Origin of the sequence: Aminobacterium mobile DSM 12262, from assembly GCF_000526395.1 — a bacterium.
GTDB classification, from domain to species: Bacteria; Synergistota; Synergistia; order Synergistales; family Aminobacteriaceae; genus Aminobacterium; species Aminobacterium mobile.
In genome coordinates this window covers 531398-548191 of sequence record NZ_JAFZ01000001.1, presented here as the reverse complement: position 1 = coordinate 548191, position 16794 = coordinate 531398, and the positions used below count along the sequence as shown (strand labels likewise).

Annotated in this window: 18 protein-coding genes; all 18 read right to left on the bottom strand. The window is 43.6% G+C overall.

Annotation, left to right across the window (positions count from 1 at the left end; translation table 11 throughout):
• Positions 1-435: 435 nt before the first annotated feature.
• Positions 436-2157, bottom strand: coding sequence for a dihydrolipoyl dehydrogenase (lpdA, locus tag K360_RS0102570; RefSeq protein WP_024821625.1), 1722 nt, complete (start codon positions 2155-2157; stop codon positions 436-438).
• A 27-nt stretch (positions 2158-2184) separates the two neighbouring features.
• Positions 2185-3489 (bottom strand): dihydrolipoamide acetyltransferase family protein, encoded by a 1305-nt coding sequence (locus tag K360_RS0102565; protein ID WP_245587077.1) that lies wholly within the window; start codon positions 3487-3489, stop codon positions 2185-2187.
• A gap of 18 nt (positions 3490-3507) precedes the next feature.
• A complete protein-coding gene (locus tag K360_RS0102560; protein WP_024821623.1) occupies positions 3508-4806 on the bottom strand; it encodes a TRAP transporter large permease in 1299 nt (432 codons plus the stop codon).
• A 13-nt stretch (positions 4807-4819) separates the two neighbouring features.
• Positions 4820-5290: a TRAP transporter small permease gene (locus K360_RS0102555; RefSeq protein WP_024821622.1), complete on the bottom strand. Its 471-nt coding sequence runs from the start codon at positions 5288-5290 to the stop codon at positions 4820-4822.
• 96 nt (positions 5291-5386) lie between these two features.
• On the bottom strand, positions 5387-6460 hold the full coding sequence (locus K360_RS0102550) for a DctP family TRAP transporter solute-binding subunit (protein ID WP_024821621.1): 1074 nt from the start codon (positions 6458-6460) through the stop codon (positions 5387-5389).
• Positions 6461-6596: 136 nt separating this feature from the next.
• Positions 6597-7061, bottom strand: a complete 465-nt coding sequence (locus K360_RS0102545; protein ID WP_024821620.1) for a PPC domain-containing DNA-binding protein — start codon at positions 7059-7061, stop codon at positions 6597-6599.
• 14 nt (positions 7062-7075) lie between these two features.
• Entirely contained in the window at positions 7076-8041 is a 966-nt protein-coding gene (locus K360_RS0102540; protein WP_034326456.1) for an alpha-ketoacid dehydrogenase subunit beta, read from the bottom strand.
• Between the two features lie 19 nt (positions 8042-8060).
• Positions 8061-9065: a thiamine pyrophosphate-dependent dehydrogenase E1 component subunit alpha gene (locus tag K360_RS0102535; RefSeq protein ID WP_051461089.1), complete on the bottom strand. Its 1005-nt coding sequence runs from the start codon at positions 9063-9065 to the stop codon at positions 8061-8063.
• A gap of 145 nt (positions 9066-9210) precedes the next feature.
• The gene (locus K360_RS0102530) at positions 9211-9840 is read right to left on the bottom strand and encodes a GntR family transcriptional regulator (RefSeq protein WP_024821617.1); all 630 of its coding nucleotides are present in this window, start codon (positions 9838-9840) and stop codon (positions 9211-9213) included.
• 172 nt (positions 9841-10012) lie between these two features.
• Complete coding sequence (locus tag K360_RS0102525; RefSeq protein WP_024821616.1) at positions 10013-10462, bottom strand: hypothetical protein; 450 nt, start codon at positions 10460-10462, stop codon at positions 10013-10015.
• Positions 10463-10488: 26 nt separating this feature from the next.
• Positions 10489-10866 carry a hypothetical protein gene (locus tag K360_RS0102520; RefSeq protein WP_024821615.1) on the bottom strand — a complete coding sequence of 126 codons (378 nt, stop codon included), beginning with the start codon at positions 10864-10866 and terminating at the stop codon, positions 10489-10491.
• A gap of 96 nt (positions 10867-10962) precedes the next feature.
• Positions 10963-11541 carry an orotate phosphoribosyltransferase gene (gene pyrE / locus K360_RS0102515; RefSeq protein WP_024821614.1) on the bottom strand — a complete coding sequence of 193 codons (579 nt, stop codon included), beginning with the start codon at positions 11539-11541 and terminating at the stop codon, positions 10963-10965.
• Positions 11526-12245: an orotidine-5'-phosphate decarboxylase gene (gene pyrF / locus K360_RS0102510; RefSeq protein ID WP_024821613.1), complete on the bottom strand. Its 720-nt coding sequence runs from the start codon at positions 12243-12245 to the stop codon at positions 11526-11528. The genes pyrE and pyrF overlap by 16 nt, the downstream gene beginning before the upstream one ends.
• Positions 12246-13181, bottom strand: a complete 936-nt coding sequence (locus K360_RS0102505; RefSeq protein ID WP_024821612.1) for a dihydroorotate dehydrogenase — start codon at positions 13179-13181, stop codon at positions 12246-12248.
• The gene (locus tag K360_RS0102500) at positions 13168-13944 is read right to left on the bottom strand and encodes an iron-sulfur cluster-binding protein (RefSeq protein WP_024821611.1); all 777 of its coding nucleotides are present in this window, start codon (positions 13942-13944) and stop codon (positions 13168-13170) included. The genes K360_RS0102505 and K360_RS0102500 overlap by 14 nt, the downstream gene beginning before the upstream one ends.
• Entirely contained in the window at positions 13931-15241 is a 1311-nt protein-coding gene (locus K360_RS0102495; RefSeq protein WP_024821610.1) for a dihydroorotase, read from the bottom strand. Before K360_RS0102495 ends, K360_RS0102500 begins: the two co-directional genes overlap by 14 nt.
• The gene (locus K360_RS0102490; protein ID WP_024821609.1) at positions 15238-16167 is read right to left on the bottom strand and encodes an aspartate carbamoyltransferase catalytic subunit; all 930 of its coding nucleotides are present in this window, start codon (positions 16165-16167) and stop codon (positions 15238-15240) included. The genes K360_RS0102495 and K360_RS0102490 overlap by 4 nt, the downstream gene beginning before the upstream one ends.
• Positions 16167-16724 (bottom strand): bifunctional pyr operon transcriptional regulator/uracil phosphoribosyltransferase PyrR, encoded by a 558-nt coding sequence (gene pyrR, locus K360_RS0102485; protein WP_024821608.1) that lies wholly within the window; start codon positions 16722-16724, stop codon positions 16167-16169. The genes K360_RS0102490 and pyrR overlap by 1 nt, the downstream gene beginning before the upstream one ends.
• Between the last annotated feature and the right edge of the window lie 70 nt (positions 16725-16794).

Sequence of the window (16794 nt, the reverse complement as noted above, 5' to 3'; positions counted from 1 at the left end):
TCTTTCTTCAACGCCTCTTAGCACCGTTCTCTCTGAGCCGCTATCCACATTTTATATAGAGATATTTTTTAATAAAGGCACAGCCTGAACATAGACATGAAAAAGAACATGGCGCCTTCAAATACTTCTTTAAAGGAGTCTTTTGTCTTAAAATGCTGTATCTAATGCGTGAGATTTTGAACGTGGTCGACCGGTCGACCACGATTGGAATATAATCTACCACCACAAGCGCATGAGGTCAAATGTTAGAGAGCCCTAACAGAAAGGCAAAAAGTGTAGCGCGTTGGAGACTTTTTATTAAAAAAACGTCAGGTTTATCCATTGCAACAACTGGAACAAATGGAACAAATGCATTCTAGATGAAAAAAGAAAAAGGAGAAGGAAGCTTCTTATGAGCTCCCCTCCCCCATGTTTTCTACCTCTTATAAGTTTTCTCTACTTTTTATTTTTAGCAGGCAAATGTATCGATCGCCCTAAAGCTGCAAGCGCACCTTCTCCCAAAGCTTCTCCGACGGTAGGATGGGCGTGGACAGTAGAAATAATTTCCTCCACAGTAGCCTCAAGACGAAGCGCTAAGGCTCCTTCCACGATAAGGTCTGTTGCTCGCGGCCCAATAATGTGAACTCCCAAAATTTCTCCGTATTTTTCATCTACCACATATTTCACCAGACCATCAAGTTGATTCATTATGACACATTTCCCATTATTAATGAGAGGGAAACGCCCCACCTTTACCTGAAAACCTTGCTCTCGAGCTTGACGCTCAGTCATGCCTACTGCAGCTATTTCCGGAAACGTGTAAATAGTGTTTGGAACTGTTTTATAATCTATTTTAACTCTATGCCCCATAGCGTTTTCAGCAGCTACCATTCCCTCATGAGAGGCTACATGGGCTAACATAATAGGAGAAGCACAGTCTCCAATCGCATAAATATTGGGGACATTGGTCTCTAGAAAAACATTTACACCTATTCGGCCTCGTACAGAGGAGACCCCTGCTTTTTCTAATCCAAGGTTTTGGGTAAAGGGATGTCTCCCTACTGCTATCAAAACCTTTTCAGCCTCGATCGTCAATATTCCCTCTTCGTTTTCTACAAAAACAGTAAGCCCATTTGTTCCTCTGTGAACGCCTGTTACTTTCGACGATGTATAAAAGACAACGCCATCCCTGGCAAGCACCCCCTTAATAATTGCGGCTATTTCTTCGTCTATGTTAGGCAAAATATCTGGCAACATTTCTACCACCGTTACCTTGCAACCTAGAGAGGAATATATAGAAGCAAATTCCAGTCCGATCACCCCGCCGCCAACTACAATCATAGAAGATGGAACACTTTCCAAACGTAAGGCCTCGTTACTTGTAATTACTCCCGGGAGGTCAAATCCGGGAACAGGTGGAATGGTGGGTTCCGAACCTGTTGCTATGATAAAAATATCTCCTTCAACTATCGATTTTTCCCCTTGAGGAGATGTTACTTCTACTGCTTTAGGGGAGATAAATTCCGCTTTCCCTTCTAAAACAAAAACCCCATTAGATTTCAGCAGGACACTAACTCCACCTACCAGTTGTTCCACTACATGATTTTTTCTTTCCATAAGTTTCTGCCAATTTACAGAAATCTTCTCTACTTCCAACCCCAATATATCTCCGTCATGCAAAGCTGTATAAAGTTCTATTGTATGAAGTAGCACTTTTGTAGGAATACACCCAACATTCAGACATGCTCCGCCAAGATATCTTTTCTCTATGAGGGTTACATGGGCTCCGAGCTGAGCAGCTCGAATAGCCGCTACATATCCGCCAGGCCCCCCTCCAATAACCACGACTTCCTTTTCGGAAGATGAAGGAGGGATTGTTAGAGTGAAAGACTCTTCTTCCCGCGTTTTTTTCTCTTGGTGAAGAGAGGAAATATCTTCTCCTTTGTCTGCAAGAAAAGCTACGGGAGCCGAAACAGGTACCGCTCCCCCACATGAAACTACAACAGATGCGAGGAAACCGCTTTCAGGAGCTTCCACCTCGAAAGTCAATTTGTCTGTGCCCACAACGAAAAGGACTTCCCCTTTCTTGACCCAATCCCCTTCTTTTTTCTTCCACTCTAAAATAGTACCTTCATTCATTGTTAAGCCGAGTTTAGGCATGGTCACTGTGTATGCCATGAGTTGCCATAAGCCTCCTTATATTTCCTACAAAAGAAGCAAGTAGGGGTTCTCCGCTAATTCTTTTATTCGAGCTATAAACTTCGCGGCATCAGCCCCATCCACTAAACGGTGATCGGCAGATACAGATAAGGTAGAGATAGGAAGAATCTTAATTTCTCCACCAACGACCACTGTTTTTTCTACAATAGCATTTATGCCGAGAATACAAGCTTCTGGTGGATTAATAATGGGAGTAAAGTTATGTACACCAAACATCCCTAGATTGGTAATTGTAAAAGTTCCTCCTTGCATCTCCTCTAACTCAAGTCTATTTGATCGCGCTCGCTCCACAATATCGGCAGATTCCAGAGCTATTTGCAGAAGACTCTTATCTTGAACTGCCTTTATGTTGGGAACAACCAGTCCACCCTCCACGGCAACAGCCAAACCTATGTTCACATTTTCATGCAGAACAACTTCTTGCTCCTCTAAACTAGCATTTGTCATGGGGAACTCTAAAAGAGCCTGAGCACAAATTTTCATAAAGATATCATTAAAAGATATCTTTATTCCCCTCTTTTCTATTCCCTTATTCATTGTCTGCCTCATAGTTATGAGTTGGGAGAAATCCACATCCATGTTATAGGTCACACTAGGAATAGTCGTAGCGGAAAGAAGCATCCTCTCCCCTATAACTTTCCGCATATTTGTTAGAGGAATCCGTTTTCCTATCTGAGCCGAAGCAAGAGATTTTTGAGAGGAAAGCAGAGCAGCCGCTACATCCTCCTTCATGATACGACCCTCTTTGTCTATGGTAGCCAAATCCACTCCTAAATCTGAAGCCATCTTACAAGCTACAGGGGAGGCTTTAGCTCCACGAACCAGAGGAACTGCCTGGGAAAACGCCACCACATCTTTTTTTACAACACGCCCCTCCGGTCCTGTTCCTTTTATCTCTGATATATCAATTCCAAGATCACGAGCTGTTTTTTTTGCGAGGGGAGAAGCTTTTACTAATCGAGTAGACACAGAGGAAGATATATCCATACTATCGCGAGAGCCACTCTTTACTATATCTTTTTCTTCTAAAAGGGACGTGTAATCTTCCCCTACTTGTCCCACAACAGCCAGAGGTGTCCCCACTGGAACGTCTTCATGTACGTGCACGAGTATTTTTAGTAGAACTCCTTCTTCTGGTGATTCCACGTCAAAAGTCAGTTTATCGGTAGCAACAACAAAGAAAGGCTCCCCCTTCTTTATCGATTCCCCTTCTTTTTTCTTCCACTCCGCAATGCTTCCGCTATTCATAGTCAGCCCTAATTTAGGCATAGTAACCAGAGTAGCCATCATGACCCTCCTTATGGAACCTTAATATAGGCCAAACGCCTTTGGTAAAAAAGTAGATAGAGATGGGAAAAGCATTAAAACTAAAAGGGCAAGAATTGATGCAAAGATAAGAGGGAAAGCCGGCTTGCTAATCTGTTCCATAGTTAAATTACTAATATTTGCGCCCACGTAGAGATTGACTGCTACAGGAGGCGTTACTTGTCCAATAGCAAGATTTACTGTCATAATGACACCAAACCAAATAGGATCCCATCCAAAATGAGCCATTATAGGAACGAGAATAGGGAGGAAAACATAATATATAGAAATTGCATCGAGAATCATTCCCGCGAAAAGTAAAATCACATTTATCAATAGAAGGATAATAAGAGGGTTGTCTGAAAGGCCAAGCAAAAGAGCGGCTGCTTTATCGATAAGTCCCACAGTTGCTCCTACCCAGGAATATAACCCGGCACACGTTACAACAATCATGACCACCGCCGTAGATATTACAGTAGAAGAAAGAATTTCAAACATAATCTTAATAGTAATAGTTTTATATACAAAAACTCCCACAAAAAGACCATAAAAAACCGCCACAGCAGCAGCTTCTGTGGGCGTAAAAACTCCTCCGTAAATACCTCCAAGAATAATTATTGGAGTAAGTAGTCCCCAAAAAGACTCTTTAAAGGCTCGGATGAGAACTACTTTGCCACCCCGCGGAGCCCCTCTATAACCATGTTTTTTACTGATAAAATACACAAATATCATCATAAAAATAGCCACAACAATTCCAGGGATAACCCCTGCGGCAAATAAAGCACTCACAGATGTTTCTGTCACAACGCCGTACACTATAAAAGCAATGCTCGGAGGAATAACAATCGCTAACCCAGATGCCACAGAAACCACTGCTGCTGCAAACGCCTTATCGTATCCTGCAATTGCCATTCCCGGGATAAGGATCAATCCAAGGGCTGCCACCGTGGCGGGACCAGAGCCACTTACAGCTCCCCAGAACGTAGCCACACCCACCGTGGCTATTGCTAAACCGCCAGTAACCGATCCTACAAGTTCTTTAATGAGTCGGATAATTCTCTCGGCAATTCCCGCTTTTTCCATAATAATGCCAGCCAGAATAAAAAAAGGGATGGCTAACAAGGGGAATTTAGCAATACCAGCAAAAAAATTATAGGAAATCATTTGATATCCTAGTCCCCAGAACCATGAAACCGCCAAAGCAGCTCCACCTAACGCAATAGCAATGGGGAAACGAAAAAGAAGAGGAACAACAAAAAGGATAAGAGACCATAAGGCAGGATCTTTCAAAATAGCATGCATACTCTAATCCCCCCTAATATTGGTGGTTTTTATAAGCTTCTAAGGTATACTGCGCCATTCGTATGACAATGAGCACTGAAAAAACTGGCGTTGCGATAGTATATATCCAAACTGGAATATCCAGAGATTCAGTAGTAACATTCAGGGCTATTTCATCAACAACTTCGATGTATCCTAAATAAGCCAAAATACCAAAAAAGAGCATTGTAGCCACAGAAGAACAAAGGAAGAAAAAGGCTCGTTTTTTCTCTGAAAACCGTTCATAAAAAAAGGTCATGCTCAGATTAGCTCCTTTTCTAAAAGCCAAAGACGTTCCGAGCATTACAAGCCATACAAAAAGATTGACTTCCAATTCTTCAGTAAATGAAAGAGAATATTTTATAAAATAGCGTGTTACAACATTAAGAAACGCAACGCTTACCATAATCATCAGCATTACAGCCCCTACAACTTCTTCAAAGCGATCCCATATTTTTCTCAGCATAAGGCAAACAGTCCTTTCCTTTCTGAAAGAGTGGGAGGGTGAAAACCCCCCTCCCATCTATTCTTCTAAGAAGAATCTTGAAGCTTTTTAAAACGCTTACTTCACAGAAGCCATGTCTTCTTCTGCAGCCTTTACAAGATCTTCTCCTATTTTGCTCTTCCAGGCATCGAAAACAGGTTGTGTTTTCTCTACAAAGGCTTTTACCTGATCCGCATTGAGGCGAACTATTTCCATTCCCAGGCCTTCAAGATGCTTGTAAGGCTCTGTTACTTCAGGCAACTCATTGATACTCTTGAGATATTCATAAGATTCCCCGTCATCAAGACCAACGCGTGACAAGGCTATCTGATATTTCGAAGCCTCTGCTACACATTCCAGAAGGAGCTTCTGATCTTCTGGACTGAAAGATTTCCAAATGTTGTTGTTTACAGCATACATAAGGGGATCTACTACATAGTGCCAATCGGTAAGATATTTATGGAATTCATTGACTTTATAGGGAAGAATAACTGAATTAATGGGGTTTTCCTGTCCATCCACAACACCTTGCTGGAATGCTGTTACAGCTTCTCCCCAGTTCATATTAATAGGGTTGGCCCCCAGGGCCTTAAAAATATCGAGGTACAGAGGGCTGCCTACAACGCGAATTTTCATACTTGCCATATCTTCAGGCTTTACTATGGGACGAATGCCATTAGTCAGTTCTCGGAACCCATTTTCTCCCCACCCTAAGACTGTGACGCCTTTTTTCTCCAAAGCATCAGCTATCATCTTTCCTGACTCTCCAGCCTCCATGGCATCAAGAGCTTTATAAGGATTTGGTTGGCTGGAAATAAAGAAAGGAAGGGCAAAAAGATTTAGTTCTGTTGCTTGAGGAGACCAATTTATGGTGGAAGAAAGAGCAAAATCTGCAGCCCCATTTCGAACAATCATAAACTCAGATGTCTGTTTCCCCGCCATGAGTTGGGCTGAATAGTAGACTTTAACGTTTATCTTTCCGCCGGACTTTTCTGCCAATAACTCGGCAAACTTCCCAGCGCCCTTACCCCACGCACTTTGAGCGGCTACATTAACGCTCATTTTATACTCGTCTTTATACGCAGCAAGAGCTGGAACAGCAAGACCGCAAACAAGAACAACCAGGGTTAATAAAGCTACCAGTTTTCGCATTTATACGCCCTCCTGTTATAAAAGTTGTGATACGTTGTGTAGCAGAAAACACCTACTCTTAATTTTCCTCTCCCCTTTCACCCCCCCTGTAAACGCTACCAACCTTAAGCTGGAGAATATAGCCATCACTTATTTTCTATTGCGAAAAAAGCTTGAACAGAACAAACCCCGTCTCTTCATCAAAAGACCGAACCATACGGACCGTTTCAAAAACGCTAATCACCACTTCCATAGTGGCAAGGACCCTGTTTCTTCCAGAATCTACAAAATGTCCTGCATGAGGTCTCATATCTGAACCAGCAACAGAACCATGAAGATGAAGAGCCACTGTACCATCCTTATTTTTCCCAATAATACCCTGAGCCCCTATAAACTCGAGAGGTCCTGCTATATACAGAGGATCCAGATAACGAGCCTGCCCCTTCTCATCTTTTGCTACGCAAACCATCGTAGCTTCCTCAAGACTGCCTATCATGGAAGTAATAGCCCCTGACTCCACTTCCATTTTTTCGCACAAAGCTATCAACGATTGAAAAAAATCTTCACCAGGACCAAATCGCGCAACTACAATCCTCGAAAGAGCCGTCGATCCTGCCTTCACTACATCATCCTCCATCAAAATATTTGCTTGATAGCTTTATAAATTTTATCTGAAGTAACTCTGTAGGCTTGTTCTAACGGCCGAGCGAAGGGGATGGGTGTAAAAGGTGCTCCTATGCGAACAATAGGTGCATCAAGATAATCTAGGCCCTCCTCCGCTACTATGGCAGCTATTTCTCCTCCAACGCCCCCCTGTTTCACGGCTTCATGGGCAATAGCAAGACGACTTGTTTTGGCCACTGAGTTGAGAATCGTTTCTTTATCAATAGGAGAAATGGTTCGAAGGTCTATAAGCTCGACACTAATACCATCTTTCTCGAGTTTTTCAGCGGCCTGAGCTGCTAAATGCATAGTGTTGGAATAAGATATAAGAGTTAGATCTGTCCCCTTTTTTACTACCTTCGCTTTTCCTATAGGAGTAATGTACTCTTCTTCAGGAACGTCCCCTTTCATACTGAATAAAGCCTTATGTTCAAAATAAATTACAGGATTATCGTCACGAATGGCAGCTTTCAAAAGCCCTTTGGCATCGGCTGGGTTAGATGGGATTACCACTTTGAGCCCCGGAACATGCTGGAACCATGCCTCTATACTCTGAGAATGCTGAGCTGCAGCCTGATTAATCAAGCCATCAGGAGCCCGGAGAACCATGGGCATTGTTTTCTGGCCTCCAAACATATAATGAATTTTTGCCATCTGGTTATATATTTCATCCATACATACGCCCATAAAATCGGCGAAATGCATATCAGCTACAGGACGCATTCCTGCCAGAGCCGCTCCCACAGCTGCTCCCACTATGGCTGTTTCAGAAATAGGCGTATCGATAACTCGCTCCTTGCCAAACTTGTTGGGAAGCCCTTTAAATTGACCAAAAATTCCTCCCTGACGGGCAATATCTTCTCCCATAACAAAGACCCTCTCGTCGCGGGTCATTTCTTCATCCATTGCTTCCAGAGTTGCCTGAGAAAATGTGAGCATTTTCACTGTCTTCACCGCCTTATACGTAAAGATCTTCAAAAAGCTCTGATGGATCAGGTTCAGAAGCATTTTGGGCAAAAAGAATTGCCTCGGCAATGGACTGCTCCACAGACTCTTCAATTGACTCTAATTCCTCTAAAGACATTGATCCAGACTTTGTAACCCTCTCCATAAAACGAGGGATCGGATCAGTCTCATCAAAAACCTTCTGTACTTCCTCTTTTGTACGATATTTTTCTGGATCCCCTACAAAGTGCCCTTTAATTCGATACGTTTTTGCTTCTAAAAGTGAAGGGCCTTCACCGCTCCTAGCCCGCTCTACCAACTCTCTGGCAGCCTCATACACAGCAAATACATCATTCCCATCTACAATAACGCCAGGCATAGAGTACCCTTGAGCACGATCTGCAATGTCTTCCACAGACGTAGTAGTGCGGTAAGGAGTTGTTGAGGCCCATTGGTTGTTTTCACACACAAAAATAACCGGGAGCTTCCAAGCTGCTGCCATATTCGCAGCTTCATGAAAAGTCCCCCGGTTCGAAGCTCCATCACCGAAAAAAACAACGGAAACACCCTGGGTTTTCTGCATTTTTTGCGCCAGCGCTGCTCCTGTAGCAAGGGCAAAGCCTCCGCCAACAACTCCATTAGCTCCCAACATCCCTACGCTAAAATCAGCTATATGCATAGAACCTCCCTTACCTTTGCAATAGCCAGCTTTTTTTCCAAAAATCTCTGCCATCATTTGCTTGAGCTGAGCACCCTTCGCTATAGTATGACCATGTCCCCTATGGGTACTCTGGATATAATCGCTTTTACGAAGATTTGCCATAACACCTGCAGCTACAGCCTCTTCCCCAATATACAAATGGACAAAACCAGGAATTTCTCCTGCAAAGAAGAACTCCTCGACTTTCTCTTCAAAGTGCCGAATTTTTACCATGGTTTCATAAAAAAAACGAAGAGTGTCTCGGTCAAATTCTTCAATGGGAATTGATGGTTCTTTTCGAACCGCTTTGGCACACATATCAAGCCCTCCCCTAATATTGATAAATTAAATTGATTCTTTATTTTTAAAAAAATATAAGAATCATTACAAAAATTATTATTTAAATATCAATGTATACATAAAATCCGTATATAAACCCGCATGGCTTCCTTTGTCAGGTTCATTAAGAGAGAAGATTTTTCTTCCCAGTAACCATATGAATATGCATGGCTTCTGCTGCTGCATCCCCATTATTATTCCGCAAAGCTTGCACAATATCACAATGTTGTTGATAAGACCGTTCTACTGTCCCCGGTCCCTTTAAAACATTTACACCTACTGAGAAAAAACGATCTTGAACTCGTTGTGAAGTGGAAATAATGAGAGAGTTGGCATAAACAGATATGAAATAATCATGAAATGCTCGATCATATACCAAGTATTCAGCCACATTATTCCTATCCATGGCTTCTTTTTGAAGGGTTAAATTCCGATCTATTTCCTGGAAATGATCTTTTTTTAGGAAAGGGAGTACGTTTCTGATAACAAATTCCTCTATGGCCATTCGCAAGTCTAATATTTCATTTGCTTCTAGGAGGGTTATATCTCGCAGGACAATGCCTCGATTCGGAAATATCTCTATATACCCCTCCATTTGAAGTCGCTGAAGAGCTTCTCGTATAGGAGTTCGGCTCATATGTAACATTTTGGCCAAAGAGTTTTCAGAGATGTCATGATTCTGAATATACTCTTTATCAAGAAGTAACTTTCTTATTTTTTCGTAAGCCACATCTTTTTTTCGTTGCCCGAGCATGGGAACGCCCCCTAGAATGAGGTTAGTCTGTAGCTTGCATACAAGTAACATACAACTTGTACACTAAAAAATGTACAACGACCATTCACCTTATGTCAAGCGCCCCATGCCCTTTAATTCTAAAGTCTAAAGAATAGACATTTAAGCAGTTTAAACAAGACAAAAACAAGTTTTAACGATTGTGGATCATATTGTTAAGTTTCAACCCAATTTTCAAGAAAGAAATCTCTTTCTCCTTAAAGATTTCCATATCTTCCTTATATTGAACTCGAGAATATTCCTTTGCTCCACAGCTCCGCTCATAAAGTCGCTGAGAGATCTCTTTTAAGAAAAAGACAGCCTCCATCATTCCAGAGATATACGCCCTCTGGAGTATGAGAAACTGGCCATCGATAGTTTTATTATCAGGTCGAAGTTCTCGTATTTTTTCTCGAACTTCAGCAAGCTGGCGACAAATATCCCCTAATCTCCCACACGTTTCTTTATAATCTACTGGGCAAAAAATGCCAGGAATAGGAATGACTTTTCGAAGAGAGGGCTTAAAAAGGTCTTCCTGTATTTCCATATACTCTTGCAATAATTTATGAGTACATTGAGCTATAGAAAGAGTCTCTGTCTCCATAAAAGAGCATCTCCTTTCCATTCTGTTTATGGGGTTATTAATAAATCCAGTTCTTTCTTCAAATCTGAAAGGTTCTGTCTCAGTTCCTTTAAGGTTTCTTCTCCTGCTGTAGGGGTAAGTTTAAGACGGCTTGCACGTAGTCTTTCTCTCTTCTCTTTAAGATCTTCTATAACAGATTTTACAATAGCTTTAGATTCACTATCGAGGCTCCCCATATTTGCTTCTCCCGCAGCAATAACTTCTTCTGTAAGAAGAAGAGTCCGATCTACTTCCTCTACGAGACCTTCTGTGCCAGCAGGACCTTGAGGGAGAGGTTTCGTCGATAGTGACGTTTCTTTAAAAATAACAAAACCTAACACAACAATACAGACAATAAGAGCTGTAGTGAGATAAACTTTCTTCATTATTTCCTCCCGCTACTCTAGATATTTATATTGTAGTGTATATCCACAAAAACAAAAAAGGCCCCTTCTAAGAGGCCTCACAATATTTTTCACTTCCTATTTTCGGCTCCCCGGCTTTTGCCATGGAATCCCCTTCGCGCAATAAGGACACTCCTCCGGTCTATATACAGGGAAAGAGACATTCCAGAGAGAGAGCGGTTCGTGGGGTAATATATGTTTTCCACCACTTCTGTTAACTATACAAACCGTAGCAAGCCATCGTGCCCCTCCGTTCACGAGGAAATTTCCTACCTCCTGCACAGAACCACCAGTAGTGATTACATCTTCTACCACAAGCGCACCTGCCTTTTCTGGGAACGGGAAACGTCGCAGTTTCATCTTCCCTTCTTCCCTTTCGCAAAAAATGAAAGGAATATTGAGGGCACGAGCTACTTCATGACCAATAATAAGTCCTCCTAAAGCCGGCGCTACTACAATGGTAGGCTGTAGCTTTTCTGCAAGCCGCGCTATTTCCTGGGCAGCAAAAGCAGCGTATGCGGGGAATCTCAATAAGAGAGCACACTGCAAATAATTAGAGCTATGAAGGCCAGAAGAAAGAAGGAAATGTCCTTCTAAAAGCGCTCCACTATCTCGCATCATTTCTTGTATCCGTTCTTGCACTAATCCTCGCTGCATGTTATTGCCCCCTCTATTTCCTTCAATATAGCACGTACTGCTTCTTGCCTATTTTCTGCCCGAAGAATGGGGCGCCCTACAACTAGATAATTAGCTCCACTTGACACTGCTCCCCGTGGGGTTGCCGTACGAACCTGGTCATCAGATCCTTTTGAAGGACGAATTCCTGGCACTACTTTTATAAGTTTTCGCCCTGAAGTTTTATTGATAAGAGGAAGATCCAGAGGAGAACAGACAAGGCCAGAAATACCAACTTCGGCACAGACTTCCGCCCGGGCCCGTAAAGCTTCCTGCAATGGGCAACCCGGAGCTACTTCCTGCCACATTTCTTCATTCATACTCGTCAGGACTGTTACGCCCAAGAGCAACATGGAACTGCCCGCTCTATCTCGTCCTTCCAAAGCTTCTTCAAGCATGGCACGTCCTCCTGCGCTATGAAGAGTCAAAGCCCATATTCCTTCTCCAGCCAACGCTTCTACTCCCATCCGTACGCTATTGGGAATATCATGCATTTTCAGATCTAAGAATATTTTATATCCCATCTTCATGAGACTATGTAAAAACTGAAGCCCACCTTTGGCATAAAGTTGGTGCCCCACTTTTATACGATGTAGAACACTTTTGAGGGAAGAGGCTGTGTGTAGGCCTTCTTCAATAGTATCTACATCCAAAGCTAAGATCAGTCTATCACTAGGATTAACCATTTATACCTCTCCTTTCTCTCGCCGGGCTTGGCCACGGAGGTCCCGAAGATGCTCTATATTGCGATCATTTACATACTTCAACAATCCCTCACAAATCCGCCTTGGTGTTTCCGCATGAACAAACATAGACGTCCCTATCTCTACTGCGCTAGCGCCAGCAAGAATCATGGAAAGAGCATCTTGCCATGTAGTCACTCCTCCACACCCCACGACTGGCAAGGAAACAGCCTCGCATACTTGCCACACAAGACGGAGAGCAAGAGGGAAAACAGCTGGCCCTGAAAAACCAGCAAAAACTCTTTCAAATACAGGACGGCACGCATTAACATCAATAGCCATGCCCAACCACGTATTAGCCACAACCAGACCATCAGCGCCAGCTTCCTCAGCAGCCTTAGCAACTGCTACTATATCAAGAGCCTGAGGGGTCAATTTAACTAACAGAGGACCGGGCCATGCTTTCCGAGCTGCAGCTACTGCTTGAAATGTAGATTCTGGGGATAACCCCCAAGCCATACCATCACCATCTACGTTGGGGCAAGAAATATTTAGTTCCACCCCACAAGTAATCTCTCTTTTAGCCGCCAAAGCATCAAGGGTTTTCTGGGTATCCCCTATGCTTTCCATAACAACATTTACAAAAAAAGGCATGCCTCCTTCTTGAATGGAAGGAAGATTATGAGCAAGAAAATCTTGCACCCCTGTGTTTTGGAGACCAATACTATTCAACATGCCACAGGAGGTTTCCCATACCCGAATTCCCTTATTGCCCCTGCGAGGTGAACAGCTAACTGCCTTTGTGCAGAGAGCTCCTACGCCAGGGAGATTACCCCTCCGCCAGAGTTGAGGGTCATAGGGCCACACTCCTGAAGCTATGATTACAGGTGTTTCCAAAAGAACACCCGCTATTTCCTCCGATAATTTATGCCATGTCATTCCATTGAACCTCGCTTGCCAAGAAAAATGGACCATCCACACAAACCCTTTTGGGCCCCATAGATGTATCTATAACGCAGCCTAGACATCCGCCTATACCACAAGCCATTTTCATATCGAGACTTACCCGTATCTGATGTTTTTGGTCGGGATACTTAAATGCAAGAGCTTTTAGCATGGGGAGTGGACCACACGCCCAAATTTCCATACATTCGTTTAGAGCATCTGGCAACGCAGCCAAAGCTGTGCCATGAATACCTAAAGTCCCATCATCGGAACAAACAGTCATTCGAGAAACTTTTTCCCGAGTATAACGAACGAAGCCTTCCCAGCCTTTCCCTGGAACGCCTAAAACAAAATCACTCCGAGAACAAAGAGAGAAGTTTTGAAAAGCAAAGAGGAGAGGAGCCGCTCCAAGAGTTCCTGCAACAAGAAGGATATGCTTATTCTGCGAAGGCCGCGATAAATAACCATTCCCGATTGGTCCGCGAAGGTTCATCTTTGATCCTGGAGGCAAAGAAGCGAAAAGAGAGGTAAACTTTCCTACAATCTGGAATAGTAATGTGATTGTCTCTCCATTTACTGCCGCTACAGCTAGGGGTCGACCTAACAGGGGGTCTAAAACTCCCTGTTGCCTCACCATTATAAATTGCCCCGGCCTCGCCGCAGAAGCCACCGATGGGCAATGGATGGTGGCTTCTGCAACTTCAGAAGAAAGTTGATGGATTTTTAAAATTACCCCGTTATGATCAATCCGATCCATGACTACGACCTTTATGCCATACCCGGCCCTCTAGAATGGTCATTACAGGCCAACCAGTCAGAACCTCTCCATCCCAAGGGGTCAGACGAGCCTTACTGTTCCAAGTATTCACGTCCACTACTTTCGACTCTTCAAGATCCAGAACAGTCAAATCTGCAACAGCTCCTTCTTTAAGAATGCCCAACTTTCTCCATTCTGCAGGGAGGATAGATGCCGGTCCCGAGGTAAAGAGCTGTAAAAGTCGATTTAAAGCAACAGGTTGTCCCATTTTAATCCATGTATCAAGAACAACTGCTACTGCACACTCTAAAGAAGCGATACCAAAAGATGCTTCTTGAAAAGGAAGGTCTTTTTCATTAAGGTGCCATGGTGCATGATCTGTTGCGATAGCATCTACAGTTCCGTCGGCAATGGCTTCCCAAGCTGCTTTTACATCTTCTCGGCTCCTGAGAGGAGGATTGACTTTATAAACAGAGTGGTAACGACTGATAATGACGTTATTTTCGTCTAAAGATACGTGGTGAGGTGTAACATCGCAGGTAACAGGAAGCCCCTCCTTTTTAGCACTGGCAATAGCTTTGAAAGAAAGTGCCGTGCTCACATGGGTAAAATGGATAGGTGCTCCTGTCTCTCGTGATAAAGCTATTCCTCTCTCTATGTCAATATATTCAGCAGAATGGGGGAAACCTTTTAAACCACTAACCGCCGACACTCGCCCTTCGTTCACTTGCCCTTTCTCTGTAAGGGACGGATCCTCTGGATGTTCCATTATCACGGCCCCTACATCTCGGCTATATAAAAGAGCTGTTCGAAGAAGCTTAGAGGTTCGAACGGGGGCACCGTCATCTGTGAAAAGAACGGCTCCGGCCTCTCGCAGGAGCCCCATTTCAGCCATAATTTCTCCCTTTCTGCCATGGCTCACACAAGCGCTGGGTAAAACCCTGGCAGCTCCAGCCTGTCTCCCTTTTTCTGCAACGTAAGTCACAAGAGAAGGAATATCTATTGCCGGATCGGTATTAGGCATAGCCACAACTGTTGTATATCCACCAGACGCTGCAGCTTGAGCACCACTTATAATGTCTTCTCGCCACTCAAAACCTGGGTCTCTAAAATGGGCGTGGAGGTCAATAAACCCTGGACAAAGAACTTTGCCTTGAAGATCTATAACTTCTATGCCATCCTTACATTCAATGGAAGGAGCTATTTTCTTTACCATCCCACCTTCCACCAAGACATCCATTGGTTCCTCACTCAATTCTTTCCCATCAAAAAGCTGAGCGTTTTTTAAAAGAATCAATTACGAGCACCTCCCAAGCAAAGGTAAAGTAATGCCATTCGTACAGCTACTCCGCTTCTTACCTGTTTTAAAATAACGCTGTTCTCTCCATCGGCAACGGAAGAAGCAATTTCTACCTCTCTATTGATGGGACCTGGGTGCATCACTATAGCCTCAGGTTTTGCCAGAGAGACGCGTGTCTCCGTAGCTCCATACCGTCTATGATATTCGTCTATGGAAGGGATAAGCCCTTCCTCTTGGCGCTCTTTTTGTATTCTGAGAAGATACACCATATCTGAACCAGCAATAGCTTTGCGGGGATCAGGCTCATAGTCGACCCCTAAATCTTGATAAAAAAGAGGCATGAGAGTCCGCGGCCCTGAAAGGACTACATGTACTCCCATTTTCCCAAAGGCCTGGATATCACTTCGCGCTACTCGGCTGTGTAAAACATCACCTACAATGGTCATCTTTCGTCCTTCAAGCTTACCGAAACGCTGTCTCGCTGCATGGAGATCGAGAAGGGCCTGGGTCGGATGACCATTTGTGCCATCTCCAGCATTAAAAACCGATGCTTTCCTTAGTTTTCGTGATAAGTAGTCTGCAGCACCTACAGCAGAGTGGCGCATTACAACAGCATCGGCTCCCATAGCTTCCAGTGTCCAAGCTGTATCTCTCATTGTCTCGCCTTTGCTTACACTTGAACCAGATGCCGACCAGTTCACAACATCTGCTGAAAGCATCTTTTCGGCCAGTTCAAAAGAAACTCTCGTCCGTGTAGAGTTTTCAAAAAAGAAGTTTACGATCAGCTTGCCACGCAATGCTGGGACCTTCTTTATCGGTCGATTCATAAGTTCTTCCATATAATCTGCCTGTTCAAGAAAGAACTCCAGCTCTTCTCTGCTCCAATCTTCCAGAGAGATGAGATGCTGATGTCTCCACTGCATCACTCCATTCCCCCATTTCTTTCACAAATCATTACTTTATCTTCTCCATCTAATTCTTTGACTCGCACTTCTACTGTCTCGTTTTTAGAGGTAGGCACAGAACGTCCGACATAATCTGCCTGGATAGGGAGTTCTCTATGTCCGCGATCTACAAGGATAACAAGCTGTACCCGATCCGGACGTCCGAGATCCATAAGAGCATCCAAAGCCGCTCGAATGGTTCGGCCAGTGTAAAGGACATCGTCAACAAGTACTAATTTTTTTCCGGCAATATCTACTGGAATAGAAGTACTATGAACAACAGGCTGCTCCTGCAATGTTGTAATGTCATCTCTATAAAGGGTAATATCCAACTCTCCTGCAGGAACTTTAATACCCTCCGTCTCCTTCAATATGGACCGCAGCCTTCCGGCAAGATACACTCCCCGACGTTGAATTCCCAGAAGCACCACATCTTCAAGACCTTTATTCCGTTCTACTATTTCTACGGCGATCCGACGAAGAATACGCTCCATATCTTCTTCTGTCATAACCACTGCTTTCTCGATAAGAGCCATACCCATCCTCCTCTACATTCCAATTCGAAAAAAAAGGCCATAAGCCGCTATTTTTTACGGTTTATGGCCT

Bases quoted from the DNA above. Each gene is read 5' to 3' on its own strand.
- K360_RS0102530 (WP_024821617.1), bottom strand. From the start codon at position 9,840: ATGCTCGGGCAACGAAAAAAAGATGTGGCTTACGAAAAAATAAGAAAG.
- K360_RS0102555 (WP_024821622.1), bottom strand. From the start codon at position 5,290: ATGCTGAGAAAAATATGGGATCGCTTTGAAGAAGTTGTAGGGGCTGTA.
- lpdA (WP_024821625.1), bottom strand. From the start codon at position 2,157: ATGGCATACACAGTGACCATGCCTAAACTCGGCTTAACAATGAATGAA.
- K360_RS0102565 (WP_245587077.1), bottom strand. From the start codon at position 3,489: ATGATGGCTACTCTGGTTACTATGCCTAAATTAGGGCTGACTATGAAT.
- K360_RS0102535 (WP_051461089.1), bottom strand. From the start codon at position 9,065: ATGTGTGCCAAAGCGGTTCGAAAAGAACCATCAATTCCCATTGAAGAA.
- K360_RS0102540 (WP_034326456.1), bottom strand. From the start codon at position 8,041: ATGCTCACATTTTCTCAGGCAACTCTGGAAGCAATGGATGAAGAAATG.
- K360_RS0102490 (WP_024821609.1), bottom strand. From the start codon at position 16,167: ATGCAGTGGAGACATCAGCATCTCATCTCTCTGGAAGATTGGAGCAGA.
- K360_RS0102560 (WP_024821623.1), bottom strand. From the start codon at position 4,806: ATGCATGCTATTTTGAAAGATCCTGCCTTATGGTCTCTTATCCTTTTT.
- K360_RS0102520 (WP_024821615.1), bottom strand. From the start codon at position 10,866: ATGAAGAAAGTTTATCTCACTACAGCTCTTATTGTCTGTATTGTTGTG.
- K360_RS0102525 (WP_024821616.1), bottom strand. From the start codon at position 10,462: ATGGAGACAGAGACTCTTTCTATAGCTCAATGTACTCATAAATTATTG.
- K360_RS0102500 (WP_024821611.1), bottom strand. From the start codon at position 13,944: ATGGATCGGATTGATCATAACGGGGTAATTTTAAAAATCCATCAACTT.
- pyrR (WP_024821608.1), bottom strand. From the start codon at position 16,724: ATGGCTCTTATCGAGAAAGCAGTGGTTATGACAGAAGAAGATATGGAG.
- pyrF (WP_024821613.1), bottom strand. From the start codon at position 12,245: ATGGTTAATCCTAGTGATAGACTGATCTTAGCTTTGGATGTAGATACT.
- pyrE (WP_024821614.1), bottom strand. From the start codon at position 11,541: ATGCAGCGAGGATTAGTGCAAGAACGGATACAAGAAATGATGCGAGAT.
- K360_RS0102550 (WP_024821621.1), bottom strand. From the start codon at position 6,460: ATGCGAAAACTGGTAGCTTTATTAACCCTGGTTGTTCTTGTTTGCGGT.
- K360_RS0102505 (WP_024821612.1), bottom strand. From the start codon at position 13,181: ATGACATGGCATAAATTATCGGAGGAAATAGCGGGTGTTCTTTTGGAA.